This window comes from Streptomyces sp. NPDC001816 (assembly GCF_042892235.1).
Lineage (GTDB): Bacteria > Actinomycetota > Actinomycetes > Streptomycetales > Streptomycetaceae > Streptomyces.
The window spans coordinates 39,053-62,180 of record NZ_JBIATY010000018.1 but is presented as its reverse complement, the minus strand read 5'-3'; the positions used below and the strand labels follow the sequence as shown (position 1 = coordinate 62,180).

Here is a 23,128-nt window from a genome sequence, read left to right as displayed (position 1 = left end):
ATCAGGGCCTGAGGTTCGCCGCACTCGAGTGACATCAAAAGTCACTGACATTGATCTTGATGCTCGCCGCAAAGCGACTCCCGAAGTCACACCGACGTCGGCGCGCCGGTCGTGCAGGCTCGTTCCAGTGCCGCGATACCGTCCAGGCTCTCCTGGGCGCGCTGTGGGAGGGCGTGGGCGCGCGCGAGGTCGAGGCATGCGTGCCAGCAGTGGCGGGCGGCCTCCCACTCCCCGAAGTGATGGTGGGCCTGGGCGGTTGCCGCCAGGCAGTCCGCCTCGCCGCCGTGATCGCCCAGCTGACGGCGTATGGCCATGGCTTCGTCCAGGGCCGCGAAGGCATCGTCACGGAGGCCCAGGTTCTGCAGCACGGAGCCGTAGTTCGTCAGAGCGGTGGCGAGTGCTGTGGGTCGTGCCTGTTTCCGCAGCAGCGGGATGCGCTTACGGTGCTGCTCCGCGGCACCGCTGAAGTCCCCGGCCAACTGGAGCGCGTCGGCGATCCTGCCGAGTACGAGGGCCTCGCTGCCGGGGTTGTCCGTCCTGCCGTACAGCTCCTGCGAGCGCAACGCGTACACCAGGGCTTCTTCCGCCCGGCCGGCCTGAGTGTGGAGTGCCGCCATGTTGCCCAGGATCGATGCCTGGGCGGTGATGTCCCCGGCCCGCTCGAAGAGGTCCAGGGAGATCTCCAGGTTTTCCAGGCACTCGTCGTTGCGATAGGCCATGCCGTGCGCGACGGCGAGACGGCGGTACAGCCAGGCCTGCCCCACGGTGTCGTCACGTTCCACGGCGATGGCCAGCGCGGCCTGGAGGCAGGTGTCCCACTCGCCGGTCCACCAGTACGTGTCCGCGTACCCGAACAGACCGACGGCGAGGCGCCAGGCCACGTCGGAGCGGCCGAGGGAACCGGCCCGGCCGATCGCCTGCCGGATGGCGGGCAGCTCCCGCACGTACCACCGCAGCGCCTGCTGAGCATCCTCGAAGTCCGGAACGGGTTCGGCCGGCTGCTCGTCCAGCGGGGGAGGCGGCTGCGTCGCACCGACGGTCACCCTCGAGGCCTTCTCCACCGCAGCCACGTACCAGGACAGCAGCCGGAGCGAGGCGTCCGCCCGCTCCCCCGGGGTTTCCTCCGCCGCGGCTCGTTCGGCGGCGTACTCGCCGAGAAGATCGTGGAAGGCGTACCGGTCGGGCGTCGGGCTCTGCACGAGGTGGACGTCGGCCAGGAGGTCCAGCAGGCGGGCGGCCTCCCGCACCGGCAGGCCCAGCAGCGCCGCCGCCGCATGCGGTGTCAGCTGATGCTCGGGCCACAGCCCCAGCAGGCGGAAGGCTCGGGCGGCCGCCCGCTCCTCGGGCTTTTCGCTGTCGCGCATGGCGACGTAGCTCATGGCGAACGTCGCGTGGACGTCGAGACCGCCGACGCTGAGTTCCCGCAGACGGCCGGAGCTGGACGACAACTGCCGCGCGAGCAGGGCGAGCGGCCACGCCGGCCGGGAGGCCAGCCTGCCACCCACGACGCGCAGCGCCAGCGGCAGCCCACCGCACACAGCCAGGATGTCGGCGGCGGCGGCCGGTTCCTCCAGCACGCGCTGGCCTCCGCAGAGCGCGGCCAGAAGCACCTTCTGGGCGTCGTTATCAAGGGGCGACAGCGGCACGAGCGTGGCATCGGGCAGGTCCGCGAGGGTGTGGCGGCTGGTGACCACCACGGCGCAGCTGCCGCTGCCGGGGAGCAGCGGCGTGACCTGGGCGGCATCTCGCGCGTTGTCGAGCACCAGCAGCATCCGGCGTTCTGCCATGACCGTACGGAAGAGCACCGCGCAGTCGTCCGTGTCCTCGGGCAGGGACTCGGTGTGCACTCCGAGATCCGACAGGAACCGTGCGAGCAGATCGCGGGGGCTGCGCTCCCGGCCCGGGCTGAAGCCGCGCAGGTCGGCGTACAGTTGGCCGTCCGGGAAGTCCTCGTGCAGCCGGTGCGCGACATGGACGGCCAGGGCCGTCTTGCCGATGCCGCCCATTCCGGAGACGACCACCGGTCGAGGGCCGTGGCCGAACGGCTGCCTCCCGGCGTCGGCGTCCGGGCGGAGCAGCTCTGTGAGAGCGGCGATCTCCCTGTCCCGGCCGGTGAAATAACCCACATCCGCAGGAAGTTGGCGCAACGGCCGACGCTCGGGCGCGGAGACGGCGTCGGTGTCAGCCGCGGGCGTCGGCACAACGGTGGTGCCCTCGTCGGTGAGCACGTCCTGGTGGGTCGCCCGGACAGCGGCGGACGGCTCGACGCCCAGCTCCTCCACCAGGTTCCGACGCAGCCGTACGTACACCTGCAGGGCCTCTGCCTGCCGGTTCGTGCGGTGCAGGGCGAGCATCAGCTGCCGGTGGAAGGCCTCGCGCAGCGGGTGCTCGGAGGCGAGCGCCGTCAACTGTGGGACCAGCTCGTGGTGCCTGCCGAGAGCGAGGGTCGCTTCGAACCCCCACTCCAGCACCTGGAGCCGGGTTTCGAGAAGCTGCTGGACCAGCCGTGCCTGCGGCTCGGCGTCCGCGAAATCGGGAATGTCCGCCAGCGGCTGCCCGCGCCACAGCGCCATGGCGTCGGCGCTCCGGCGTGCCGCCGTGGCCCAGTCCTGGTGCAGATACGCCTGGCGGGCGGCGCTCACATGGGCCTCGAAGACGTCGACATCGAGCTCCCCGTCGCCGACGTGCAGCCGGTATCCGGGCGGCTCCGCCGCCAGCCGTCGCGGATCGTCGCCGAGAAGCGCCAAATGCCGTCGCAGTCGCGCCACGTGATTGGCAAGGGAGGCGTCGGCGGTCGCCGGGGGATTCGGCCCCCACAGGGCCTCTTTCAGGCCGTCCTTCGAGATGGTCCGATTGCGGTGGATCAGGAGGGCGGCCAGCAGAACGCGGACTTTGCCGCTTCCCAGTGGTCGCTCCTGTGTCCCGTCATGAACCACCAGCGGCCCGAGCAGCCCGAACGTCGGCATCGCACCCCCTCACCACGTCACATGCTAAGCAGCGCACGCCCCTTCCCGGTGTCGGCGCCCCGTGTAGGCGGCAGCTCCCAGTTCCAGGCCCACCAGGCCACCAACGCGGCACCAGCAGTGCCGGGTGCCGGTCTGTGGGCGGGGCCGGTGACTGCCCCGTTCGTCACAGGATCCCAGCCCTCCCCACTCAGTCGGCGAGTGGAGCAGTTGAGCCAAGGGCCTGGGTAAAGGGGCAGGTCAGAAGGCTGACTGGTTCTTCGGGTGGCACAGATCTGCCACTTGTTGCCGAAGTCTTCGTGCAGTTCCTGCAAGGGTGAGGGGCCGTGAAGCGACCGGCGCGGGCCAGGGCCATACTGTCCGAGCGATGATCATTCGTGCTTCCTGCTCCACGGGAAGCACCGGCCCACGCCGACGTGACTGCTTGAGCGCTTGACCGCCGGCCAATCTCATGGAGGTCGTTCCCGCCGTGTGGACCGAACTGGTCACCGCCCTGCCTGGTCCGTCGGTCTTCCAGCCGCCGGCCTCGGAGGCATCGCTGCTCAGGTGCGCCACCGCCCTTGGGCATCCGCTGCCTGCGGACCTTGTGGCTCTCCTTCGGGAGAGCAACGGCATCGAGGGCGAGTATGGGGAAGGTCTCATCTGGTCGGCCGAGCGGATCGCCTCCGAGAACACCACTCTTCGCGGTGACGAGGAGCTCGCCACGCTCTACATGCTCTTCGATCCGCTGCTCTTCTTCGCGGACGCGGGAAACGGAGACCTCTTCGCGCCGCCCCTGGGGTGTGCCGCCCCGATGTCAGTGTCCCGCACCGGGCACCGACCCCTCGCCGGGCCATCTTCGATGGCGCGCCCCATACCCGATCGGCACCGTCTCGATTATCGAATGATCCTCTTTTTAACCTTCGAGGCCAGTCCAGATGATCGCGTCGCCTATCACATCACAGGGATTAAAGCCCGAGCGCTAAGCCTCGAGGCGATAAGTCACCCAAGTCTCATTGTCCCTATTTATAGTCGCGTGCGGTAATTTCGGAGAGTCCGAACGGCTCCAACGCTGGAACTAGTCGCTCCAGATACCAGCCGAAATCGCAGAAAACAGAAGTGCCGGAGATGTATCGACGATTCACGGACGCCATGAAAGAGACCGCCCTGCGACCCTTGTGGAAAAGAATCTCTCCACCTACCCGGGTTCCGGAGAAGGAGATCGAGATGACGAAAGTGGTGCCTTCCGGGTCGGATTCATCTGCGGCGGAAATAATGCGATTAATATCGCTGGAGTGCGCCTGAACCCAGTCGAATGACTCGTCCCGGTCGAGTACGTAGGAGATTCTGTTATTTTCGTGCAGGGATACGCCTTCGATGGAGAGGGAGTGGAGGATTTCCGAAACGCTGACCGCTCTAGAGAAGTCAAAGTCGATATCCGCAGATCTGGTCATTTTATCGCCTAATTGGACGTCGGGCGGCTGTGGTTTACTGCATTGGAATTATGCGCCACGGTATTCCTTTTTTATTGAGCCATGTCGTGACGCGATCTGGGATCGGATTCTCGGATATCACTATGTAGTCGATTCCCTTGCTTGTGGCTATCTGTTGCTTCTGACCCTCTGTTGAGAAGAATTTCGATCGCATTCTGTCGTTCGCTTCAAGCTTTTCCCAGAATTGCCCCGACTTCGCTTCGTACCAGGTGCCGCTCCCTGTGGCAGTATCGATGAAGGCACCGTCGAACTGGCGGCCGCTCTCTGAGAATCCGCCTCCTCCGCCCAGTTGATCCTGCAGGAATCCCTCGTAGGAATCTCCCCTCTCCTGTGCCATCCTGCCCTTGCTTTTGGCTCCTCCTTCTGTCTTTGGGCATTCTTCGGGCGCCAAGCCAAGTGCGTCAGTCCAAGCATGAGGGTTATTGACGTAGGTTGCGGGGTTGGGAGCGGGGGAAAGCCCGAGCGGGTCAGAGGTGAGGTATCGAGCGGCTTCGGGGTCGTAGTGGCGGAAGTAGTTGTAGTGCAGGCCTGTTTCAGGGTCGTAGTACTGGCCCGGGAAGCGTAGGGGTGTGTAGGCGGTGCTGTTGGCCGCCCACGCCGTCGTACCCCACAGGGTGCTGCGAGTGTGCCAGGCGATGTCGCCGTGTTCGTCGATGAGTTCGTTGGGGGTGCCGACGAGGTCGGTGACGATGGCGAAGAAGCGGGCGTCGATCTCGTCCTGGGGTGTGTCGGCCGCTGTGATGCGTTCCGTTTGGGTCAGGGGGCGTAGGCCCTGGTGGTCCCAGGTGAGGGTCACCGGGTTGGGGAGGTCGGGGGACGTCGTGGTCTGTTCGCAGAGGGTGGTGCCGTCCCAGGTGAAGTCGACGCGTTCTACGGCCGTTTCGCCGTCCGCCGCCAGGCGGAGCTTTGCCGTGCGGCGGCCCAGGGGGTCGTAGGTGTAGCGCCAGCGCGTGCCGTCGGGGGTCACCACTGACGTCAGGCGGTCCTCGGCGTCCCATTCGTAGTGCCAGGTGTCCGGCTTGCGGGACAGGCGGGTCTTCTGGCGGAGGGTGATGCGGCCGAGGGCGTCGTGTTCGTAGCGGACGTTACCCGCTCGGGTGATGCGGGTGCCGGTGTAGGTGCGGGGGCCTGCCGCCTCCTGACCTGGGTGGTCCGACGGCCAGGACGCCTGGGTTTGGTTGCCCGCCTCGTCATACGCGTACCGCTCCGTCCATCCCGCCGCATGTACCGCCGTCACCCGGCCCGCCGCGTCCAGGTCGAAGTGGCGGGAGCCCATGAGCTGGTCGTCGATGCCGATCAGGTTGCCGTCGGCTCGGTAGGTGTACGCCCGGTGTTGGACGGTGCGGCCGTCGGCACCCGTCACTGACTGGTTCTTCAGCCGGCCCAGAGCATCGAAGGTGTGCTCTAGGGCGATCGTTCCGCCGATGTGGCGGGACAGCTCGCGGCCTGCCTCGTCGTAGGTGAAGTCGATGGCGCGGCCCGATGCCACCATGCCGGTGCGACGGCCCCCGGCGTCGTACGACCAGGTTGTCGAGGCCCCGGTGGGGGTCGAGCGGCCTGTGCAGCGGCCAAGCGTGTCGTACGTGTAGCTCAGCGTGCGGCCGTTGACCGTTTCCGAGTGCAGGCGGCCGTAGCGGTCACGTAGAAGCGTGAGCGTCGTACCGTCCGGGCCGGTCGCCTGGGCGAGCTGGTCTGTGAAGTCGTAGGCGTAGGTAGTGACCTGGCCAGCGGCGTCCTTGCGGGTCACCTGGCCGAGTTCGTTCCGTTCGAAGGACATCACCTCGCCGAGAACGTTTCTGCGTGAGGTGAGGCGGCCTGCCGCGTCGTGCGTGTAGGTGAGGGTGCGGTCGTCGAAGTCCGTCTCCGTCGCCAGGCGGCCTGCTGCGTCGTATTCGTACGTCCAAGTCAGACCCTGCGGGTTGGCGACCTTCGTCAGGCGCAGTTCCATGTCATGGTCGAACTCGTAGCGGACGCCGTCCGGGCCCGTGCGTGCCGTCAGCAGGTCGAAGTGGGTGTACTCGAAGCGGGAGACGCCGCCGATCGGGTCGGTGTGGCTGGTGCAGTTGCCCTCGCCGTCATAAGTCCAGGCCTCCGTTGTGCCGTCTGGGGCCGTGCGGCGAGCCAGGTGACCCTCGACGGTCCACGACAGGTGGGTTGTGGCACCGGTGGGGTCCGTGATCGCGGTTGTGCGGCCGAAGGCGTCTCGCTCGTAGCGGGTGGTCGCGCCGAGCGGGTTCGTCACCACCAGAGGAAGGCCGGAGCGGTCGCAGATCGCGGTCGTGGTGTTGCCGAGTGGGTCGGTCACGGAGGTGAGGTGGCCGCCCTCCGTGTAGGTGAAGCGGGTTGTCTGGCCCGCCGGGTCCGTCACCGACGTGCGGTTGCCGCGTTCGTCGTACGTCTGGCGCACGACTGTGCCGTCTGGGTTGACCACCTTCACCGGTAGGCCGAGGTCGTTGTACTCCGCTTTCGCCTCGCGCCCGTCCGGGCGTACGACCGAGGTCAGGTTGCCCTCGTCGTCATAGCGGAACGTCGTCGTGTGGCCCAGCGGGTCCGTCTCGGAGAGCAGACGGTTGTAGCGGTCGCGGCTGTATCGAGTCGTTGCGCCGAGCGGGTCGGTCTCGGCTACCACCTGTAGGGCGTCATTGATCAAGTAGCGCCAGCTGTGGCTCTCGCCTGTCGTGGCCGTCGTGGTCCGCAGACCGGTCGTCGGGTTGGGCTCCTCATAGGACAGACGCATGGTCATGTGGCCTGCCGGGCCACCCTGGGCTATGCACCGGTCCTTGTCGTCGTACTCGTAGGCATAGCTGCGGTCGTTCGTGTCCGTCCACGAGGTGATTCGGCAGGCTTTGTCGTAGGTGAAGCGGAGCGGTAGGCCGGAGGAGTTGATGACCTCGGTGAGATTGCCGTCCGTGTAGCCGTAGCGCTTCAGCTCCTCGCCGGTCGCGGCCAAGTGGAAGGCGATGATGCGGCCGGAATCTGTCGTGATGTGGACGCCTTGGCCGCTGCTGGAGACCACTGCCAGCGGGGTGGCCTCCGCGTCGTACTCGAACGTGATCCAGTTGCCGTTGCGGTCGTCTATCTGCTCCAGCACAGCCAGGCTTTCGCTTCGGTCAGCGAAGTGCCAGATGCGGTGTGTCTGCGGGTCCGTGACCGTGTAGCCGTCGTCCACGCGGTCCAGGGGCCAGCGTGGGCCGTGACTGGGGAGCGTGGGCAGGCCGGGAGCCGGGTGCGGGTACGCCAGGAGCAGGCCGTCCTCCGTGACGAAGACGACTCCCTCGGCGTCGATCTCCAGACGTTGGTCCAGGGTGGAGGACCAGGAGGGGCCGAACCAGCGGCCCAGTCGGTAGCCGGATTCCGCGCGTCGCTTGAGGAGCAGGGGCAGCACCCCGGGCAGGATGACGTCGGTCTGCGGCAGGAACATCTTGCCGGAGGCCACATCGACCGGGTCACCGCACCCCTTTACGCAGTTTTCCTGGCGCGAGGACTCGTGCGGGTGCTCGTTCACCTTGTTCCGAGCGGCGTTCTCGCCACCAGTCCCGGCCCCCGCGCCGCCCTCGCGCTTCGCCGCCGCCTTCGCCGCGTCCTCGGCCGCCCGCGCCTCCCTCGCCGCGGCCTTCACCCCGTTCGCCTCCACCCCCAGTCCGCCGGTCAGAAGCGCTTGGGCAGTGAACCGTCCCCCGAACTCGGACGGATCCTTGATGAAGTCGCCCAGGTTCTGCTTCAGCGTCTGTTCTGGATGCGCGATGCCGGAGACGAGGCCGGCCAGGGTCATCGCCTGGTGCTGGAGGGCCTCGGCAGGGTGGGTCAGGTTGTAGGGGCTCAGTGGGTTGGCGTTGAGGGCCGTGCTCACCAGACCCGTGCCCGCCTTGATGGCGCCGCCCCCGAAGTGGACGGCCTCCGTGTTGAAGGCGTTGAAGCCGTCGGCCGCGTCCACCTTGAACTGGGTCAGCAGAGGCGGTTCGGCAGGGGCATGGGCGAGGGCCGTGTCGACGGCCTTGGTGGCGGTGTCGGCGGCATGGGTGCGCTGCTTGCGGGCTTCGTTCAGGATCTCGTCGGCCCGTGTGATGTCTGCGGCGCCGGGGTCGTCGAAGTCGCCGGGGGCCGGGCCGGGGTGCTTGTCACCCGAAGCGACAGCGGCCTTGTAGGCGTCGGAGCGCTTTTCATACGCCGCCTTTGCCCTCTCGGAGGTCTCCTTGCCTGCCTTGTACAGGTCGATCGCGTCTTTGGCCTGCTTCTGTGCCCAGGTGACCGTCTCCGCGTAAGTCTCCAGGGCCGCGGCAGCCTTCTGACAGGCGTCCGCCGCGTGCAGCCACTTCACCGGGTGCATCGCGAACTTCTTGCGGAACGCCTCCGCAGCCTCGCCCTGCCACTGCGAGGAGTCCAGCTTCCGCATGCCCTCGCCGACGTTGTCGAAGGCCTTGTGGAAGTCCTTCAAGTGTTTGGCGGTGGCCAGGATGTCCGCCGCGTTGCCGTGGACCAGGTCCTTCGGGTCGTCACTCTCGCCGAGTTGCTTCTCGCCCGGAGTGGCGCCCAGGGCGGACGCGGCCCCATCGCCCCAGTTTTCGACCTTGTCCGCCCAGCCGTGGGCACCGGCCTTGTCCAGGCCCTCACCGACGAGGTCGGTGCCTTTGTCGATGCCCTCACCGACGAACTTCTTGCCGGAGTCGACGATGTGCCCGGCACCGCTGATGAGGTCGTTGGTCACGTCACCGAGCCCCATCAGCCGGCACCCCCGTTCTGCTGCTGGTTCTGTTGCTGCTCAGCGGCCCGCGCACGTTCCTCGGGGGACGGGCCCCACGTGTCGTCGAGCATGCGGTTGTAGTCGTCGTTGTTTCCGGTCGCCCGGTTGATGTCGTCCATGGTCACGCCCGGCGGCAGCCCCAGCGATCCGGTCATCACGTCGCGCCCGGCGTCCTTGAAGCTCTGCTTGCTGTGCTGCCACGCCTCGTCGAAGGACTTCTCGCTGTAGACGGGGTGGGTCAGGTCATCGGCGCTGCTCCGGCGCAGCTGGTCCCAGCTCATCTTCTCGACGTCGTCCTCGGACGCGTACGGGTTGCCCACCAGCGAGTTGTAGCCGACCTTCAGCGCGCCGCCGACGTACTGGTCCGTCTCGTGCAGCGTGCCCGCCGACAGACCCACGTCCTCCGCGAAGGTGTTGCCCTCCACCACCAGGGCACGCACACCCCACTCCCAACGCTCGCAGAAGGACTTGAACTTCGACGTCAGACCCTCGTGGCCCAGTTGGAGCCCGGACAGTTCCAGGTTCGAGAAGCCCCGGCCTGCGCCCGCCAGGCTGTCTACGCCCAGCTCCTTCAGCTCGGCGAGCGTCTGGGTGATGCCCTTCGCTATCTCGTCCAGCCCGGCAGCCCTGATGTCCTTGCCGCCCTTGCCCCCGCTCACTGCGGTGCCTCCTCATGCATCAGGTCGACGGCTGCCGCGTCCGGCACGATCCCCGCCACGGGCGGGAACAGCACCCCTTCAGCCCCACTGGCCGCATCCAGGGCCACCCCGCACGGCACCCCGACGGCCGGAACCCCCGCATCCAGCAACCTGGCGCCCAGCACCCGCTGGTACGCCCACTCCCGCTCCCCTTCACCTCTCGCGATCGCGAACCGGGCCAGCGTCTGCTCGTTCGAGAAGGCCAGGATCCAGCGGATGCCGCCATAGTCGGTGGTCAGTGGGGTCTCGTCCGCATCGAGGGGTAGCAGCACTGCCGTACGGCGGAACTCGCCCAGCACAGCAGCGAACTCGCGCCGCCTGCGCGCTATCGCGTCCGTTTCGGAGGGTGCAGGAGCCACAGGAGATACGTCCGCGTCGGCCAGCTCCGCGTACTCCGCCAGCCGTGACCTGCGTATCGGCCCCGACGAGTCGGCGCCACCCCCGTGATCAACCATGTCCGGGATCATCACATCGGTGCGTTGTCGAACGCAACGCGGTACTCGGCACAGTGGAAGGCCTTTGGCCGAATGTGTCCGTCCGCCGACGCGCAAGGGCATACAGGGGGACACACGCAGACGACGACGCCCGGACCCCACACTCAGGCCCGGGCGCCGAGAAGCCCGGAAGGCTCAGGAAAGCTCAGGAAAGCTAAGAGAGGCTCAAGAACCTCCCGCTACGGCATCCCGTGCACATGCGCCCCCACCGAGTTGGACCACGCATTCCCCGAAGCCGCATCCCAGTTGGTCGACCAGGTCATCGCACCCCGCAGGTCCGGATACGTCTTCGACGGCTTGAACGAACCGCAGCCCGTGCCCTTGGCCAGGCAGTCCAGCGCGTTGTTCACGACGGAAGGCGACACGTAGCCGCTCCCCGCCGCGCTCGTAGAGGCCGGCAGGCCCAGGCCCACCTGGGACGGGGACAGGCCGCCCTCCAGTTGGATGCAGGCGAGGGCCGTCAGGAAGTCCACCGAGCCCTGGCTGTACACCTTGCCGTCGCAGCCCAGCATCGAACCGCTGTTGTAGTACTGCATGTTGACGACGGTCAGGATGTCCTTCACGTTCAACGCCGTCTGGAAGTAGGAGTTCGACGTCGACTGCATGTCGATCGTCTGCGGGGCCATCGTGATGATCAGGGACGAGCCCGCCTTCGACGACAACGACCGCAGCGCCTGCGTCATGTACGTCGCGTTCAGGCCGTTCTCCAGGTCGATGTCGACGCCGTCGAAGCCGTACGTCTGCATCAACCCATAGACGGAGTTCGCGAAGTTCGTCGCCGACGTCGAGTCGTTGATCGACACCGTGCCGTTCTGGCCGCCGATGGAGACGATGACCTTCTTGCCGGCCGCCTGCTTGGCCTTGATGTCCGCCTTGAACTGGTCGACCGTGTAGCCGCCGAGGCCGGCCGAGTCGAGGCTGAAGGACACCGCGCCCGGCGTGGAGGTGGCGTCCGCGAAGGCCACGGCGATGATGTCGTACGCGGACGGGACGTCGGAGAGCTTCTGGACCGTCGCGCCGTTGTTGAAGTTCTGCCAGTAGCCCGTCACGGCGTGCTTGGGAAGGTTCCCGCCCCCTCCGCCCCCGCCCCCGGTGGCGGCCGTCGTTGCCGTCACCGCCGTCGACTTCGCCGACTCACCCGCCGAGTTCGTCGCCGTGACCTGGAAGGAGTACGACGTCGACGCCGACAGGCCGGTCACCGTCGCCGAGGTGCCCGTCACCGCCGTGACCTTCGTGCCGTTGCGGTAGACGTTGTAGCCCGTCGCGCCCGACACCGCAGACCAGGACAGCGACACCGAGGAGGATGTCGTACCGGAGACCGAGAGGCCGGAAGGGGTGGACGGGACGGTCGGGGCCGGGTCGCCGCCTCCGCCCCCATCCGGGCCGTAGACCGAGACGTCGTCGGCGTAGTACGCGGCCTGGCCGTACCAGCCGTGTGTGTACACCGTGACCGACGTCGTGGACGCGCCTGTGGTGAACGTCGTCGACAACTGCTTCCACGACGACGAATCCGGAGTCCACGTCGACACATCCGTCGTGCCCGTGCCCGTCACGCCCAGGTAGGAGTAGCCGCCCTGCACCCACGCGCTCAGCGTGTACGTGGCGTTGGGCTTCACCGCCACCGGCTGGGTGCACTGAGCGTTGTCCATCCCGGCCGGGGTCGCCTTCAGGGCCGATGAGCCGCCGTGGACCGGGGACGTGACCGTCGTGCCGCTGCCCGCTGTGCATGTCCAGTTGGTCAGGCCGGACTCGAAGCCGGCGTTCTTGACGTTGTTGACGTCCGCTGCGGACGCGGGAGTTGCGGCGAGGCCCGCCAGTGAGAGGGCGAGGGCCGTGGCGGAGGACCAGATTGCGATCCGTCCTCTGCGTCTGGGCATGCCTGGTGCGCGGTCCACTGGGGCCTCCGGTGGGGGAGAGGGGAAAGGGGAGAAAGGAGAGGGGAGAAGGGTGAGGACGGTGGCCACCGTTGGCCTACAAGTTGGTCCAGACCAATCTCACTGTCAAGAGGTCCAGACCAAAACCATCTCCGTCCGCCCGGAAGTCGTCAGGAACTCGCCCTCAAGTTCATGCGCTCAACCTGTCCTGTTTTGGCGGGACTTGTGCCCAGAGAGTTCCACACGAGCTACACAAACGCTGTTCTCCGGTCGTTGGGGCGTGGATACAGTGCTCAAGTAGTCACGCAATGAAGTCGTCCTGGCGCATTGGAGTAACACCGGTGGGCCGAAGGGTGTGAAGAGCGGGGAGCTGAGCGTGCCAACTGTCATTGCCGTGACCAGTGCCGACATGGCACTGCCGGCGCAGGACGAACGGACCATGCCCGCCGCCGTGCTGCGCGACCTCGACCAGCGCCCGTTGGACCACGCCCTCACCGAACTCCACGCCCTGATCGAGCAGTACGGGTACGTCGTGGTCGTCTGCTCCCAGGCCGCGCCGGAGTCTGTGGTGCGGCGGCTGTACACCCTGCGGTCGTTGCTGGAGAGCGATCGCATCGCCTTCTTCCGGCCCGAACTGCCTCCGCTCGGTATCGCCGTCCTGGCCAGGCAGTTGCGGCAGCTTGCTTCGTGTGACCTCAGCCCTGGTGTGCTCGCCTCCGCCGGGCGGCTGCTCACCCACTACATCCACTCCGGTGCCGTTCTCGGGTCGGTCGCCCGGCTCGACCGGGTGCCCGTGGGGCTGAAAGCGCACGCCAAGTCGTGGGTGCCGGGCAGTCAGTTCGCCGTCGTCGCCCATCCCGAGCCGCAGCTCGTCAAGGTCGCCCCGGGTGCCACGCTCAAGGGACCTGAGTTCAGTACGTGGATGCTCGTCGCCAAGGGGCAGCTCCAGACGGACTGGATCGCCGGGCTCGCCGAGGCGTGGGGACCGCACGGGCTGCGGGAGACGCCGTTGCCCGCCGAGTCCTCGCGGTGGTGGGGGACCGGGCGGATGGTCGAGTTCTGCAGCTATCTCGCCGATCTGTCGGTCCTGTATCAGTTGGTGACCTCGGTGCGGCAGTCCCGATGTCACTGGTGCGGCCTCGACGTCATAGGCGACCTGTGTGTGTTCTGCTCGGCCACCCCGCCCGTGTACGAGCCGCCCGCGCCCCGTGCGCTGGAACAACGAACGCCCGCCTGACCCGTACAGACGTCACTCACATCCCGCTCGACCGATTCCCCCAATGAGGTTGCACGGTTCATGAACTCCCGTCAGCGCCGCGGCGTGATACTCCTGATCCTGTCGGTCCTGTGCGCCCTCGGCGCGTTCGCCGGCGTGCTCTCCGTCGTCGATGACGTCCAGTCCAAGGTCGGGCCCGAGGTCAGCGCCTACCGGGTCAGGTCCGACGTGAAGCCGTACACCGCGCTGAACACGGGCCAGTTCGAGAAGATCAAGATGCCGAAGCGGTGGCTGTCGGGCAACGCCGTCACCGACCTCCGGCAGATCCAGGGCAAGATCGCCGTGACCACCCTGCGCGCCGGCTCCCTGCTGCAGACCGACATGATCGTCGATCAGCCCGCCCTCCAGCCCGGCCAGCAGGAGGTCGCCATCATGATCGACGCGGCGACCGGTGTCGCCGGCAAGATCACCCCGGGGTCGCGGGTCAACGTGTACGCCACCTTCGAGGGGAAGAAGGAGGGCGACCCGGATCAGTCGAAGATCATCGTTACCAACGCCCGGGTCCTCGACGTCGGCCAGATCACCGCCCTCGACCCCGACCGCGACAAGAACCAGCAGCCCACCGAGGCCGTCCCCATCACCTTCGCGCTGTCCACCCTCGACGCCCAGCGGATCACCTACGCCGAGTCCTTCGCCCAGCGGGTCCGGCTCGCGCTGGTGGCACCGGGCAGCGAGACCGGCGTCCCGGACAAGGACCGCACCTACGAACTCGCGACGGACAAGTGAGAGGCGGCCCGCATGCCCACCAGGATCCTCCCGGCCGGCGCGGACCCGGACGCCGTCCGCTCCCTCACCACGCTGCTCAGCCAGCTCCCCGACGCCGAACCGCAGCCGCCCGTCGGTGACTCCACCCAGCTGGTCGACACCCTCGCCCGCCTCGCCGCCGAGTCGGTGGACGAACTGCCCGAGGTCGTCGTCGTACATGAGCGGATCGGTCCGGTTCCGGCCCTGGAGTTGATCCGCGAGGTCGCCCTGCGCTTTCCGGCCGTCGGCGTCATCCTCGTCACCACCGACGCGGGCCCCGGCCTGTTCGCCGCCGCCATGGACTCCGGCGCCCGCGGCCTGGTCGCGCTCCCGCTGTCGTACGAGGAACTCGCCAGCCGCGTCCAGGCCGTCGCCCAGTGGTCCACCGGCGTACGCCGCCATCTCGGCCACGGCGCCGATGTGTTCGGCGGGGCCGGCGGTACGGTCGTCACGGTCAGCGGCGCCAAGGGGGGCGTCGGCGCGACCCTGGCCGCGATCCAGCTCGCGCTCGCCGCCCAGGCCTCCGGCCGGCCCACCGCCCTCGTCGACCTCGACCTGCAGACCGGCGACATCGCCTCCTACCTGGACGTCCAGTTCCGCCGCTCGGTCGTCGACCTCGCCGCCATCAGCGACATCTCCCCGCGCGTCCTCGCCGACGCCGTCTTCCGCCACGACACCGGCCTCGCCCTGCTCCTCGCCCCCGGCGAGGGCGAACGCGGCGAGGAGGTCACCGACCGGGCCGCCCGCCAGATCGTGAGCGTCCTGCGCTCCCGGTACGAGGTCGTCGTGGTGGACTGCGGGGCCCAGCTCGGCGCGGCGAATGCGGCCGTCGTGGAGTCGGCCGACACCGCCCTGCTGGTGACCACCCCGGACGTGGTCGCCGTACGCGCCGCCAAGCGGACCGTGCGCATGTGGGACCGGCTGCAGATCCGCAAGGCCGAGGAGACGACGGTCGTCGTCAACCGGCACACCCGGAGCACGGAGATCCAGCCCGCGCTGGTGCAGCGGATCACCGGTACGGCGGTGGCGCGTACCGCCGTACCCGCCAACTTCAAGGAGTTGCAGGGGGTCGTGGACGCGGGGCGCCTGCACGAACTCGACAGCAGGAGCACGGTGAAACAGGCCCTGTGGGCCCTCGCCGGCGAGCTGGGCCTGGCGAAGGCACCCGAGGGGTCCCATCGCGGGAGCGGCCGGGGGGCGGTCGGCTTCCGGCGGCGGAAGGAGTGAGGGGTGACCGGACGGCCGGGAGGGGACCGGGGACAGGTCAGCATCGAGTTCCTCGGGATGACTCCGCTGATCATCCTGACGCTGGTGCTCATGTGGCAGTGCGTGCTCGTGGGGTACGCGTACACGCTCGCGGGGAATGCTGCGGACGAGGGCGTACGGGCGGGGACGGCGGCGCATCGGGGCGGTGAGCGGCAGGCCGCGTGCGAGGCGGCCGGGCTGAAGCATCTGTCGGGGGCGTGGAAGGGGGGAGCGTCGGTGAGGTGCAGTCCGTCCGGCTATGTCACGGCCGATGTCCGTGTCAAGGTCCCCGTCCTCTTCCCTGGCTCGATCGACTTCCCCGTCACGGTCCACGGCCACGCCGGCGCCGTCGAGGAGGTGAAGGACTGAGATGCCGCACCGCCGCAGGCGCGACGCAGGTCAAGTCGCCATCGAGTACCTCGGGTTCATCCCGGTCCTGCTGATCGTCGGGCTGGCCGGCATCCAGATCGGGGCCGTCGCCTACGCCGCCGAGCAGGCCGGTACGGCGGCCCGGGCAGGGGCGCGGGCCGCGTCGCTGCGGCAGGACGCGCAGCAGGCGTGTGCGCAGGCGGTCAGCGGCGGGATGACAGTGCGCTGCTCGTCGGCCGAGGGGGACGACTCGGTCACCGTCACCGTCACCGCCACCGTCCACATCCCCGAGGTCGTCTGGGACTTCGGCGACGCCCACAAGATCGCCACCATGCCGCTCGACCACTGACCGAGGAGTTGCCGACCCATGAGCCTGCGGGCACGCATCAACTCCCCCGAGGAGCAGGGCAGCCGGGGCGAGGACGGGCACCTGGTCGCCTCCTACCGGGCCAAGCTGCTGGAGGAGATCGACCTCGCCGAGATGAGTTCGCTGGCCGCCGCCGAACGCAGGGCGCGGCTGGAGCGGGTGCTCGGGCACATCATCAGCCGCGAGGGCCCGGTGCTGTCGACGGTCGAACGATCCCAGCTGATCCGCCGGGTGGTGGACGAGGCACTCGGCCTCGGCATCCTGGAGCCGCTGCTGGAGGACGCGTCGATCACCGAGATCATGGTGAACGGACCCGACGCGATCTTCGTGGAGCGCGGCGGCCGGGTCGAGCAGCTGCCGCTCCGCTTCGCCTCGGCGGACCAGCTGATGCAGACCATCGAACGGATCGTGTCCACGGTCAACCGCCGCGTCGACGAGTCGAACCCGATGGTGGACGCCCGCCTCCCCTCCGGCGAGCGCGTCAACGTCATCATCCCGCCACTGTCGCTGACCGGCCCCACCCTCACCATCCGCCGCTTCCCGCGCTCCTTCACCCTCCAGGAGCTGATCGGCTTCGGCTCGCTCGACGAGCACATGGTGTACCTGCTGGCGGGGCTGGTGCAGGCGAAGTTCAACATCATCGTCTCCGGCGCGACCGGCACCGGCAAGACGACCCTGCTCAACGCCCTCTCCGGGCTGATCCCGGCGCACGAGCGCATCATCACCATCGAGGACTCGGCCGAACTCCAGCTCCAGCAGACCCATGTGGTCCGGCTGGAGTCACGGCCGCCGAACGTCGAGGGCAAGGGCGAGGTCACCATCCGCGACCTGGTCCGCAACTCGCTGCGCATGCGGCCCGACCGGATCGTCGTCGGGGAGGTCCGCGGCGGCGAGTCCCTCGACATGCTCCAGGCCATGTCCACGGGCCACGACGGCTCCCTCGCCACGGTCCACGCCAACAGCGCCGAGGACGCGCTCACCCGGCTGCAGACCCTCGCCTCCATGTCCGACGTCGAGGTGCCGTTCGTGGCCCTGCACGACCAGATCAACAGCGCCGTCGACGTCCTCGTCCAGCTCACCCGGTTCGCCGACGGAGCCCGCCGCATCACCGAGATCGCCCTGCTCGACAGCCACGGCGGCGACCCGTACCGGCTGGCGTCCGTGGCCCGCTTCCACGCCCGGCCCATGACGCCCGACGGCCGGGTGTACGGCGCCTTCGAGTACTTCCCGCTGCCACGCCGTACCGCCGACCGGCTCTTCATGGCGGGCCAGCCCGTCCCGCAGGCCTTCGGCGTCGCCCACTCCGCGGACCAGCTCGCCACCCGAGAAGCCAGGTAGGACCATGGAACTCCACACCCTCGTCCGGCTCACCACCGGTGTCGCGCTGCTGACCTGCGTCCTGGCCGTCGTCGGAGTGCACACCTACGCGGCCGGCCGGGCCCAGCGCGCCGAACTGGTCGAGCGGCTGTCGTCCACCGGCCAGGCACCGGCGACCGGCCGCAGGCGCCGCTTCCGCAACCTCGACCGCCGTCTGCGCCGTACGGCACTGGGCCGAAAGCTGGAGCTGCGGCTGGCGGCCACCGGCCTGGACGTCACCCCGGGCGAGTTCTTCGCCTACATGCTCGCCGCGGTCGCCGCGCTCTGGCTGATCGGCCAGGCCGCCCTGGCCCCCTTCTTCGGCCCGCTCGCCGGACTGCTCGGCATCTGGGCCGCGGTCCAGTTCCTCAACTGGCAGCGCCAGAAACGCATCGAGCGCTTCATCAACCAACTCCCCGAACTGGCCCGCATCCTGGCCAACGCCACCCAGGCAGGCCTCGCCCTGCGCACCGCGATCGGCATGGCCGCCGAGGAGCTTGAGGCACCGGCGGGCGAAGAACTGGCCAAGGTCTCCAGCCAGTTGGCGATCGGCCACTCCCTGGACGACGCCCTCGGTGAACTGGCCGAACGCCTCCCCTCCCGCGAACTGGTCGTCCTCGTGACCACGCTGGTCCTCTCCAACCGCGCGGGCGGCCAAGTGGTCTCGGCGCTACGGAACCTGACCGAGACGCTGGAGGAACGCAAGGAGACCCGGCGCGAGATCCGCACCCAGCTCTCCCAGGTGACCATGACGTCGTACGCCGTCCCCGTCCTCGGCGTCGGCGCCCTGTTCCTGATGAATGGGGTCAAGGACGGCGCCCTGGAGCGGATGACCGGCTCACCGGTCGGCCAGGCGTGCGTGATCATCGCCTTCGCGATGTACGCCGTCGGCTTCGTGCTCATCCGCCGTATGAGCCGGATCGACGTGTGAGGGGCCTGACCTGATGGGATTCCTGTTCGCACTCCTCATGGGCCTCGGTGTCTGGGGCGTCTTCGCCGGCATCCGGATGTACCGCGCGGACGTCAAACTCCCTGGTGACCTGGCGCTCGCCCTGGAGGTGGGCGCCACCCGCACCGGCGCCGTGGGCTCCGTCATCGACCGCATGGGCATGCGCTACGCCCCCGCGGTGCTGCGCCTGATGGGCCCCCGCCTGGTCGCCAAGTACCGCCGCAAGATCGACCTCGCGGGCAACCCCGGCGGCCTGACCATCGACCGCTACGCCGCCCGCCGCGCGGTGTACGGCGCCCTCGGCGGTGTCGGCTTCCTGGTGTTCCTGCTGCGGGGCCAGTGGTTCGTGGCCCTCCTCCTGCTACTTTTCGGCGCGTTCTGGACGGAGGTCGGCATATGGTCGGCGATCCGCGTCCGCAAGGACGTGATCGAACGGACTCTGCCGGACTTCCTGGACGTGCTGGCGGTGGTGGTCAGCGCCGGACTGGGCTTCCGCCAGGCCCTGGACCGGGTGGCCTCGCGCTACGAGGGCCCCTGGGCGGACGAACTCCGCATCACGCTCCGCCAGATGGACCTCGGCATGAGCCGCCGCCAGGCCTTCGCGGAACTGCGCCGCCGCAACGACTCGGAGCAGGTGGCCATGTTCGTCACCGCGCTCCAGCAGGGCGAGGAACTGGGCGCCCCGATCGTCGACACGCTCGTCTCCCTCGCCAAGGACATGCGCCGCACGGACGCCCAGAACGCCCGCCGCAAGGCCGCCCGCGCGGTCCCCAAGGCCACGCTGATGATCACCACGTTCATGGTCCCGGCGACGATGCTCCTGCTGGGCGCGGGCCTGCTGCTCGGCTCCGGCGTGGACTTCGGCTCGCTCACGGGGAGGTGAGCGGCGGATGACGACGATGGGAGCGACAGGGCGGCCGGGCAGGCGCCTGACCCTCCGGGGGCTGGGGAGGGGGTGGCGGGCGTGGTTCGAGCGCGGCCGGCCGAAGCGGTTGTCGGTGCCGCCTCGGATATCCCGGGTGGCGCGGATGTCCAGGGCACCGCAGGCGGATGCTCCCGTCCCCGAACCCTCTGAGAAGATCCAGATACGGGCCCTGCAGGCGATGTGCCGCCAGGTCTTCGGCTTCCGGCTGGCGATGATCGTCGTGGCCGCCCCCGCGGCCCTGCTCAACGCGGCTCCGGGCCTGGGCGTCCGCCTGGTCGGGGCGGCCGTGGTCGTCACCTTCATGGTGTCGTACGTCCTCTTCCGCGACTGGGAGCGCTTCGGCCCCCTCCTTCTGCGCCACCCCAGCCTGCTCGCCGCCGACACCCTCTTCGGGTCCCTCCTCCTGATCTCGGCGGGCCCGGACACCACCCTCGCCTACGTCAGCGTGTGCACCCCGCTGCTGGCGGGCCTGGTCTACAGCTGGCGGGGCGCGGCCTGTTTCGCCTCCCTGCAGTCGCTGATCCTGCTCCTGGTCCACGCGACCCTGAAGCCCGACGGCCGGACCGCCGTGGCCGAGTCCCTCCTCCTGCCCGGCCTGTGCGTCATAGCCGGGGCGATGGGCTCGACCCTGCGCAACCTGATGCTCCGCTTCGGCGCGGCCACCCAAGCCCTCACGGCGGTCCAGGCCCGCCTGGCGGCGACGGAGGCGGTGCACGCGGAACGAGCCCGGCTGGCCCGGGAGATGCACGACTCGGTGGCCAAGACCCTGTACGGCGTCGCCCTGGCGGCCGACGGCCTGGCGACGACGGCATCGGCCGACGCACCCGACCCGGCGCGCATCCGGCAGCAGGCGGAACTGGTGTCCCGCTCGGCACGCAGGGCGGCGGCGGAGTCGAGGGAACTGCTGGAGGACCTGCGCCGCGAGGAGACGCCGACTGCGGCGCGGCCGACGGACCTGTGGACAGAACTGAGCGCACGCACGGCGGACTTCACGACCCGTACGGGCATACCGGTGTCCTGCCGGCGACTGAACGCAATCCCCGTCCCGCCCGTCCCCCCGCCCTTCGCCCGCGATCTCCTCGCCATCGCCACGGAGGCGCTGGAGAACACCCACCGCCACGCCTCGGCGACCCGGGTGGACCTGACCGTGGGGATCGACGGCGACCTGCTCCGCCTGACGATCCACGACGACGGCAGCGGCCTGCCCCCCGGCACCACCCTCGAACAGCTCCGCCACTCCGGCCACTTCGGCCTGCTCGGCATGGTCGAGCGCGCGGCCTCGGCAGGGGCCCGGATCCGTATCGGGCGAGGCGAGCACGAGCGGGGTACGGAGGTTCGGGTGGAGCTGCCGCTGCGCGCCCTCGCCGTCGATCTTTCATCCCGGGAAACCTGAGAGGAGGCACCCGATGCAGCACCGGAACCCGCCGGGCCTGGAGTTCCCGGCACCCACTGCCACGGCCCCCCTGCGCCTCGTGGTGGCCGACGACAACCCCGTGATCCGCGCCGGCCTCACGGCTCTTCTCTCCGACCGCGAGGACACCACGGTGGTCGCGGAGGCAGCGGACGGCCGCGAGGCGTACGAGGCGGCACTGCGGCACCGCCCCGACGTGATCCTCCTCGACGTCCGCATGCCCGGCATCGACGGAATCTCGGCGTTGCCCCACCTGGTCCGGCTGGCTCCCGTCATGATGCTCACCTACAGCCACGAGACGGAGACCGTGCGGGAGGCTTTGCGGCTGGGGGCGGGGGGATATCTGGTGCACGGGGAGTTCACCGCGGAGCAGCTGGTGAGGGCGGTGCGGGATGTGCGGGAGGGGCGGCCGCATGTGACACCGGGGGCGGCGAAGGCGTTACTGACCCACCTTCAGACAAGTGCACCTGCACACACGGAACCTGAACTCTCAACTCTTCTCGGCGTAATTCCGCCGCAAAAGCTTTCGCACATGCAATCCGATGTGGGACAGTCGTTTCGGTCGCGGTTCCAACTGAGTGCCAGGGAGGCGGAGATCATGGACCTCATCGCGTCCGGCATGACCAACCAGCAGATCGCCGCGGCCTGCTTCATCAGCGAGAAGACGGTCAAGAACCACATCAACCGCATCTTCGCCAAGCTCCACAGCACGAGCAGGTCGCAGGCGGCTGCGAAGTGGTTGGGGGTGGGGTGAGGTGGATTGGGTCCGGGGTTGGGTCCTGGGGCCCTCTGGGGGGCACCGGCCTTCGCCTTACGTTGCCGGGATCGGAAGCGAAGTCGGAGGGGAACACCGTGAGCGATCTGTTTCTGAAGTTCTGGGTTGCCATGCAGCGGCGCACCGACGACAAGGGGCAGACCGCGGTCGAGTACCTGGGGATCATCGCTGTGGTGGTGGCGATCGTGTTGGCGATCACGGGCACGAGCATCGGCCAGTCGATCTACGACGCGATCACGACGAAGATCGCCGAAGTCACCGGCGGCTGATCCGCCCCCGCCGGTATCGCGACGCAGGGCAGGCCTTCCCCATCTACATCACGGTGGTGGCAGGTCTGCTCTTTCTTGCGTTGGCCTACCTCGCCGTCGGACAGGCATCGGTGAATCGGAGCGGTGCGCAGACCGCAGCAGATGCAGCTGCACTGGCCGCCGCCCAGAACGTCCGTGATCAACTGGCGGGCAAGTGGTTGAAAGACCTGCTCGACCCAACCAAGTGGCAGGACATTTTCGAAGGCAAGGTTGCGGTTGACGACCCGTGCTGGCGTGCCGGACAGCTCGCTGAGGCGAACGACGCCGAGTTGGACGCCTGCAAGCCGCTGGAGCCGCTGAAGTACACGGTGACGGTGACGACCAACAAGTCGGTGGGCCACTCCGTCGTACCTGGGACAGAGAACGTCAAGTCGTCGAAGTCCGCTACGGCTGAGATCGAGTGGCTCTGCAAGTTCAAGCCCCCTGGTGAGGATGCAGGGGCCGACGTGCTGCCTCAACTCACCTGCGATGGCAAGACGTGGGACCTGAATCCGGACGACCAAGCCGGGCTTCCGAAGCCCGAGGACCTCTTCGACGTCCACCTGGCCGACTGACAAGCGAAGGAAGCAGAGTCATGAGCATTCGGGTCACAGGGAAGGCCACCAGGGGGATGGTCGCGCTGACTGTCGTGGCTGGTCTGGCCCTCGGCGTGGCCGGCTGCGGCGGTGGCGGTGGCGATGACGCCAAGAAGCCGGACCGTACGACGTCCGCCTCCACGTCCGGTGGAGCGAACCCGAGTACCCAAGAGGGGCAGTCGGACACCCCGTTGGCCGAGCTGAAGGGCTCGGACGGCCTGCTCCTTCAGATCACCTCCGCTCAGCGTGATGCCGGTGGATTCGTCACGGTGAACGCCAATTTGAAGAACGACGGCGCCAACAGCGCTGTCATCCCCTCTGCCCTGAGCGGCAACGAGACCGAGATCATCAGGAACGGCCGATCCCTCGGCGGTGCCACGCTGGTCGATCCCCAGGGGAAGAAGCGGTACTACGTCCTGCGTGACACGGAGGGGCGTCCCTTGACCACCACGGGCTTCTCGACGCTCAAGGCCGGTGCGAACCTGGCGGTCTTCATGCAGTTCCCGGCACCTCCGGCGAACATCTCCGAGGTGGAGTTCCAGCTGCCGACCTTCTCGGCCGCCACCATCAAAATCTCAGGGTGAGG

At 68.5% G+C, this 23,128-nt stretch carries 20 protein-coding genes; 14 read left to right on the top strand and 6 right to left on the bottom strand.

Features of this window, described 5'->3' with window-relative positions; all coding sequences use genetic code 11:
* Positions 1 to 86: 86 nt before the first annotated feature.
* Positions 87 to 2,966, bottom strand: a complete 2,880-nt coding sequence (locus tag ACFYZZ_RS41820) for a BTAD domain-containing putative transcriptional regulator (protein ID WP_389188240.1) — start codon at positions 2,964 to 2,966, stop codon at positions 87 to 89.
* A gap of 466 nt (positions 2,967 to 3,432) precedes the next feature.
* On the opposite strand from ACFYZZ_RS41820, the gene ACFYZZ_RS41815 reads away from it, so the two are divergent.
* On the top strand, positions 3,433 to 3,987 hold the full coding sequence (locus ACFYZZ_RS41815; RefSeq protein WP_389188237.1) for an SMI1/KNR4 family protein: 555 nt from the start codon (positions 3,433 to 3,435) through the stop codon (positions 3,985 to 3,987).
* Here ACFYZZ_RS41815 and ACFYZZ_RS41810 read toward each other — a convergent pair.
* The 5 genes from ACFYZZ_RS41810 to ACFYZZ_RS41790 all read right to left on the bottom strand — a co-directional run bounded on the left by ACFYZZ_RS41810 (position 3,965) and on the right by ACFYZZ_RS41790 (position 12,245).
* On the bottom strand, positions 3,965 to 4,396 hold the full coding sequence (locus tag ACFYZZ_RS41810; RefSeq protein WP_389188234.1) for a hypothetical protein: 432 nt from the start codon (positions 4,394 to 4,396) through the stop codon (positions 3,965 to 3,967). The genes ACFYZZ_RS41815 and ACFYZZ_RS41810 overlap by 23 nt on opposite strands.
* A gap of 34 nt (positions 4,397 to 4,430) precedes the next feature.
* The gene (locus ACFYZZ_RS41805) at positions 4,431 to 9,155 is read right to left on the bottom strand and encodes a putative T7SS-secreted protein (protein WP_389188231.1); all 4,725 of its coding nucleotides are present in this window, start codon (positions 9,153 to 9,155) and stop codon (positions 4,431 to 4,433) included.
* On the bottom strand, positions 9,155 to 9,835 hold the full coding sequence (locus ACFYZZ_RS41800) for a hypothetical protein (protein ID WP_389188229.1): 681 nt from the start codon (positions 9,833 to 9,835) through the stop codon (positions 9,155 to 9,157). The genes ACFYZZ_RS41805 and ACFYZZ_RS41800 overlap by 1 nt, the downstream gene beginning before the upstream one ends.
* Positions 9,832 to 10,329, bottom strand: coding sequence for a hypothetical protein (locus ACFYZZ_RS41795; protein WP_389188226.1), 498 nt, complete (start codon positions 10,327 to 10,329; stop codon positions 9,832 to 9,834). The genes ACFYZZ_RS41800 and ACFYZZ_RS41795 overlap by 4 nt, the downstream gene beginning before the upstream one ends.
* Positions 10,330 to 10,547: 218 nt before the next feature.
* Positions 10,548 to 12,245, bottom strand: coding sequence for a chitinase (locus ACFYZZ_RS41790; protein ID WP_389188223.1), 1,698 nt, complete (start codon positions 12,243 to 12,245; stop codon positions 10,548 to 10,550).
* A gap of 391 nt (positions 12,246 to 12,636) precedes the next feature.
* Here ACFYZZ_RS41790 and ACFYZZ_RS41785 point away from each other — a divergent pair, with 391 nt between their 5' ends.
* The 13 genes from ACFYZZ_RS41785 (at position 12,637) to ACFYZZ_RS41725 (ending at position 23,126) form a co-directional block, all read left to right on the top strand.
* Positions 12,637 to 13,479 carry a hypothetical protein gene (locus ACFYZZ_RS41785; RefSeq protein WP_389188220.1) on the top strand — a complete coding sequence of 281 codons (843 nt, stop codon included), beginning with the start codon at positions 12,637 to 12,639 and terminating at the stop codon, positions 13,477 to 13,479.
* 60 nt (positions 13,480 to 13,539) lie between these two features.
* A complete protein-coding gene (cpaB, locus tag ACFYZZ_RS41780) occupies positions 13,540 to 14,244 on the top strand; it encodes a Flp pilus assembly protein CpaB (protein ID WP_389188217.1) in 705 nt (234 codons plus the stop codon).
* A 12-nt stretch (positions 14,245 to 14,256) separates the two neighbouring features.
* Entirely contained in the window at positions 14,257 to 15,489 is a 1,233-nt protein-coding gene (locus ACFYZZ_RS41775; protein WP_389188214.1) for a CpaE family protein, read from the top strand.
* 3 nt (positions 15,490 to 15,492) lie between these two features.
* A complete protein-coding gene (locus ACFYZZ_RS41770; protein ID WP_389188212.1) occupies positions 15,493 to 15,876 on the top strand; it encodes a TadE family protein in 384 nt (127 codons plus the stop codon).
* A 1-nt stretch (position 15,877) separates the two neighbouring features.
* On the top strand, positions 15,878 to 16,225 hold the full coding sequence (locus ACFYZZ_RS41765; RefSeq protein ID WP_389188209.1) for a TadE/TadG family type IV pilus assembly protein: 348 nt from the start codon (positions 15,878 to 15,880) through the stop codon (positions 16,223 to 16,225).
* Between the two features lie 18 nt (positions 16,226 to 16,243).
* The gene (locus ACFYZZ_RS41760; protein ID WP_389188206.1) at positions 16,244 to 17,581 is read left to right on the top strand and encodes a CpaF family protein; all 1,338 of its coding nucleotides are present in this window, start codon (positions 16,244 to 16,246) and stop codon (positions 17,579 to 17,581) included.
* Positions 17,582 to 17,585: 4 nt separating this feature from the next.
* The gene (locus ACFYZZ_RS41755) at positions 17,586 to 18,530 is read left to right on the top strand and encodes a type II secretion system F family protein (protein WP_389188203.1); all 945 of its coding nucleotides are present in this window, start codon (positions 17,586 to 17,588) and stop codon (positions 18,528 to 18,530) included.
* A gap of 13 nt (positions 18,531 to 18,543) precedes the next feature.
* Positions 18,544 to 19,431, top strand: a complete 888-nt coding sequence (locus ACFYZZ_RS41750) for a DUF5936 domain-containing protein (protein WP_389188200.1) — start codon at positions 18,544 to 18,546, stop codon at positions 19,429 to 19,431.
* A gap of 145 nt (positions 19,432 to 19,576) precedes the next feature.
* Complete coding sequence (locus ACFYZZ_RS41745) at positions 19,577 to 20,866, top strand: sensor histidine kinase (RefSeq protein WP_389188197.1); 1,290 nt, start codon at positions 19,577 to 19,579, stop codon at positions 20,864 to 20,866.
* A gap of 13 nt (positions 20,867 to 20,879) precedes the next feature.
* Positions 20,880 to 21,638 (top strand): response regulator, encoded by a 759-nt coding sequence (locus ACFYZZ_RS41740; protein ID WP_389188194.1) that lies wholly within the window; start codon positions 20,880 to 20,882, stop codon positions 21,636 to 21,638.
* Between the two features lie 131 nt (positions 21,639 to 21,769).
* On the top strand, positions 21,770 to 21,928 hold the full coding sequence (locus ACFYZZ_RS41735) for a Flp family type IVb pilin (protein WP_389188451.1): 159 nt from the start codon (positions 21,770 to 21,772) through the stop codon (positions 21,926 to 21,928).
* Positions 21,928 to 22,521, top strand: a complete 594-nt coding sequence (locus ACFYZZ_RS41730; RefSeq protein WP_389188448.1) for a pilus assembly protein TadG-related protein — start codon at positions 21,928 to 21,930, stop codon at positions 22,519 to 22,521. Before ACFYZZ_RS41735 ends, ACFYZZ_RS41730 begins: the two co-directional genes overlap by 1 nt.
* A 20-nt stretch (positions 22,522 to 22,541) precedes the next feature.
* Positions 22,542 to 23,126, top strand: a complete 585-nt coding sequence (locus tag ACFYZZ_RS41725) for a hypothetical protein (protein WP_389188191.1) — start codon at positions 22,542 to 22,544, stop codon at positions 23,124 to 23,126.
* The last annotated feature ends 2 nt before the right edge of the window (positions 23,127 to 23,128 follow it).

Bases quoted from the DNA above. Each gene is read 5' to 3' on its own strand.
- ACFYZZ_RS41820 (WP_389188240.1), bottom strand. From the start codon at position 2,966: ATGCCGACGTTCGGGCTGCTCGGGCCGCTGGTGGTTCATGACGGGACA.
- ACFYZZ_RS41810 (WP_389188234.1), bottom strand. From the start codon at position 4,396: ATGACCAGATCTGCGGATATCGACTTTGACTTCTCTAGAGCGGTCAGC.
- ACFYZZ_RS41805 (WP_389188231.1), bottom strand. From the start codon at position 9,155: ATGGGGCTCGGTGACGTGACCAACGACCTCATCAGCGGTGCCGGGCAC.
- ACFYZZ_RS41795 (WP_389188226.1), bottom strand. From the start codon at position 10,329: ATGGTTGATCACGGGGGTGGCGCCGACTCGTCGGGGCCGATACGCAGG.
- ACFYZZ_RS41790 (WP_389188223.1), bottom strand. From the start codon at position 12,245: ATGCCCAGACGCAGAGGACGGATCGCAATCTGGTCCTCCGCCACGGCC.
- cpaB (WP_389188217.1), top strand. From the start codon at position 13,540: ATGAACTCCCGTCAGCGCCGCGGCGTGATACTCCTGATCCTGTCGGTC.
- ACFYZZ_RS41775 (WP_389188214.1), top strand. From the start codon at position 14,257: ATGCCCACCAGGATCCTCCCGGCCGGCGCGGACCCGGACGCCGTCCGC.
- ACFYZZ_RS41765 (WP_389188209.1), top strand. From the start codon at position 15,878: ATGCCGCACCGCCGCAGGCGCGACGCAGGTCAAGTCGCCATCGAGTAC.
- ACFYZZ_RS41760 (WP_389188206.1), top strand. From the start codon at position 16,244: ATGAGCCTGCGGGCACGCATCAACTCCCCCGAGGAGCAGGGCAGCCGG.
- ACFYZZ_RS41755 (WP_389188203.1), top strand. From the start codon at position 17,586: ATGGAACTCCACACCCTCGTCCGGCTCACCACCGGTGTCGCGCTGCTG.
- ACFYZZ_RS41750 (WP_389188200.1), top strand. From the start codon at position 18,544: ATGGGATTCCTGTTCGCACTCCTCATGGGCCTCGGTGTCTGGGGCGTC.
- ACFYZZ_RS41745 (WP_389188197.1), top strand. From the start codon at position 19,577: ATGTCCAGGGCACCGCAGGCGGATGCTCCCGTCCCCGAACCCTCTGAG.
- ACFYZZ_RS41740 (WP_389188194.1), top strand. From the start codon at position 20,880: ATGCAGCACCGGAACCCGCCGGGCCTGGAGTTCCCGGCACCCACTGCC.
- ACFYZZ_RS41735 (WP_389188451.1), top strand. From the start codon at position 21,770: ATGCAGCGGCGCACCGACGACAAGGGGCAGACCGCGGTCGAGTACCTG.
- ACFYZZ_RS41725 (WP_389188191.1), top strand. From the start codon at position 22,542: ATGAGCATTCGGGTCACAGGGAAGGCCACCAGGGGGATGGTCGCGCTG.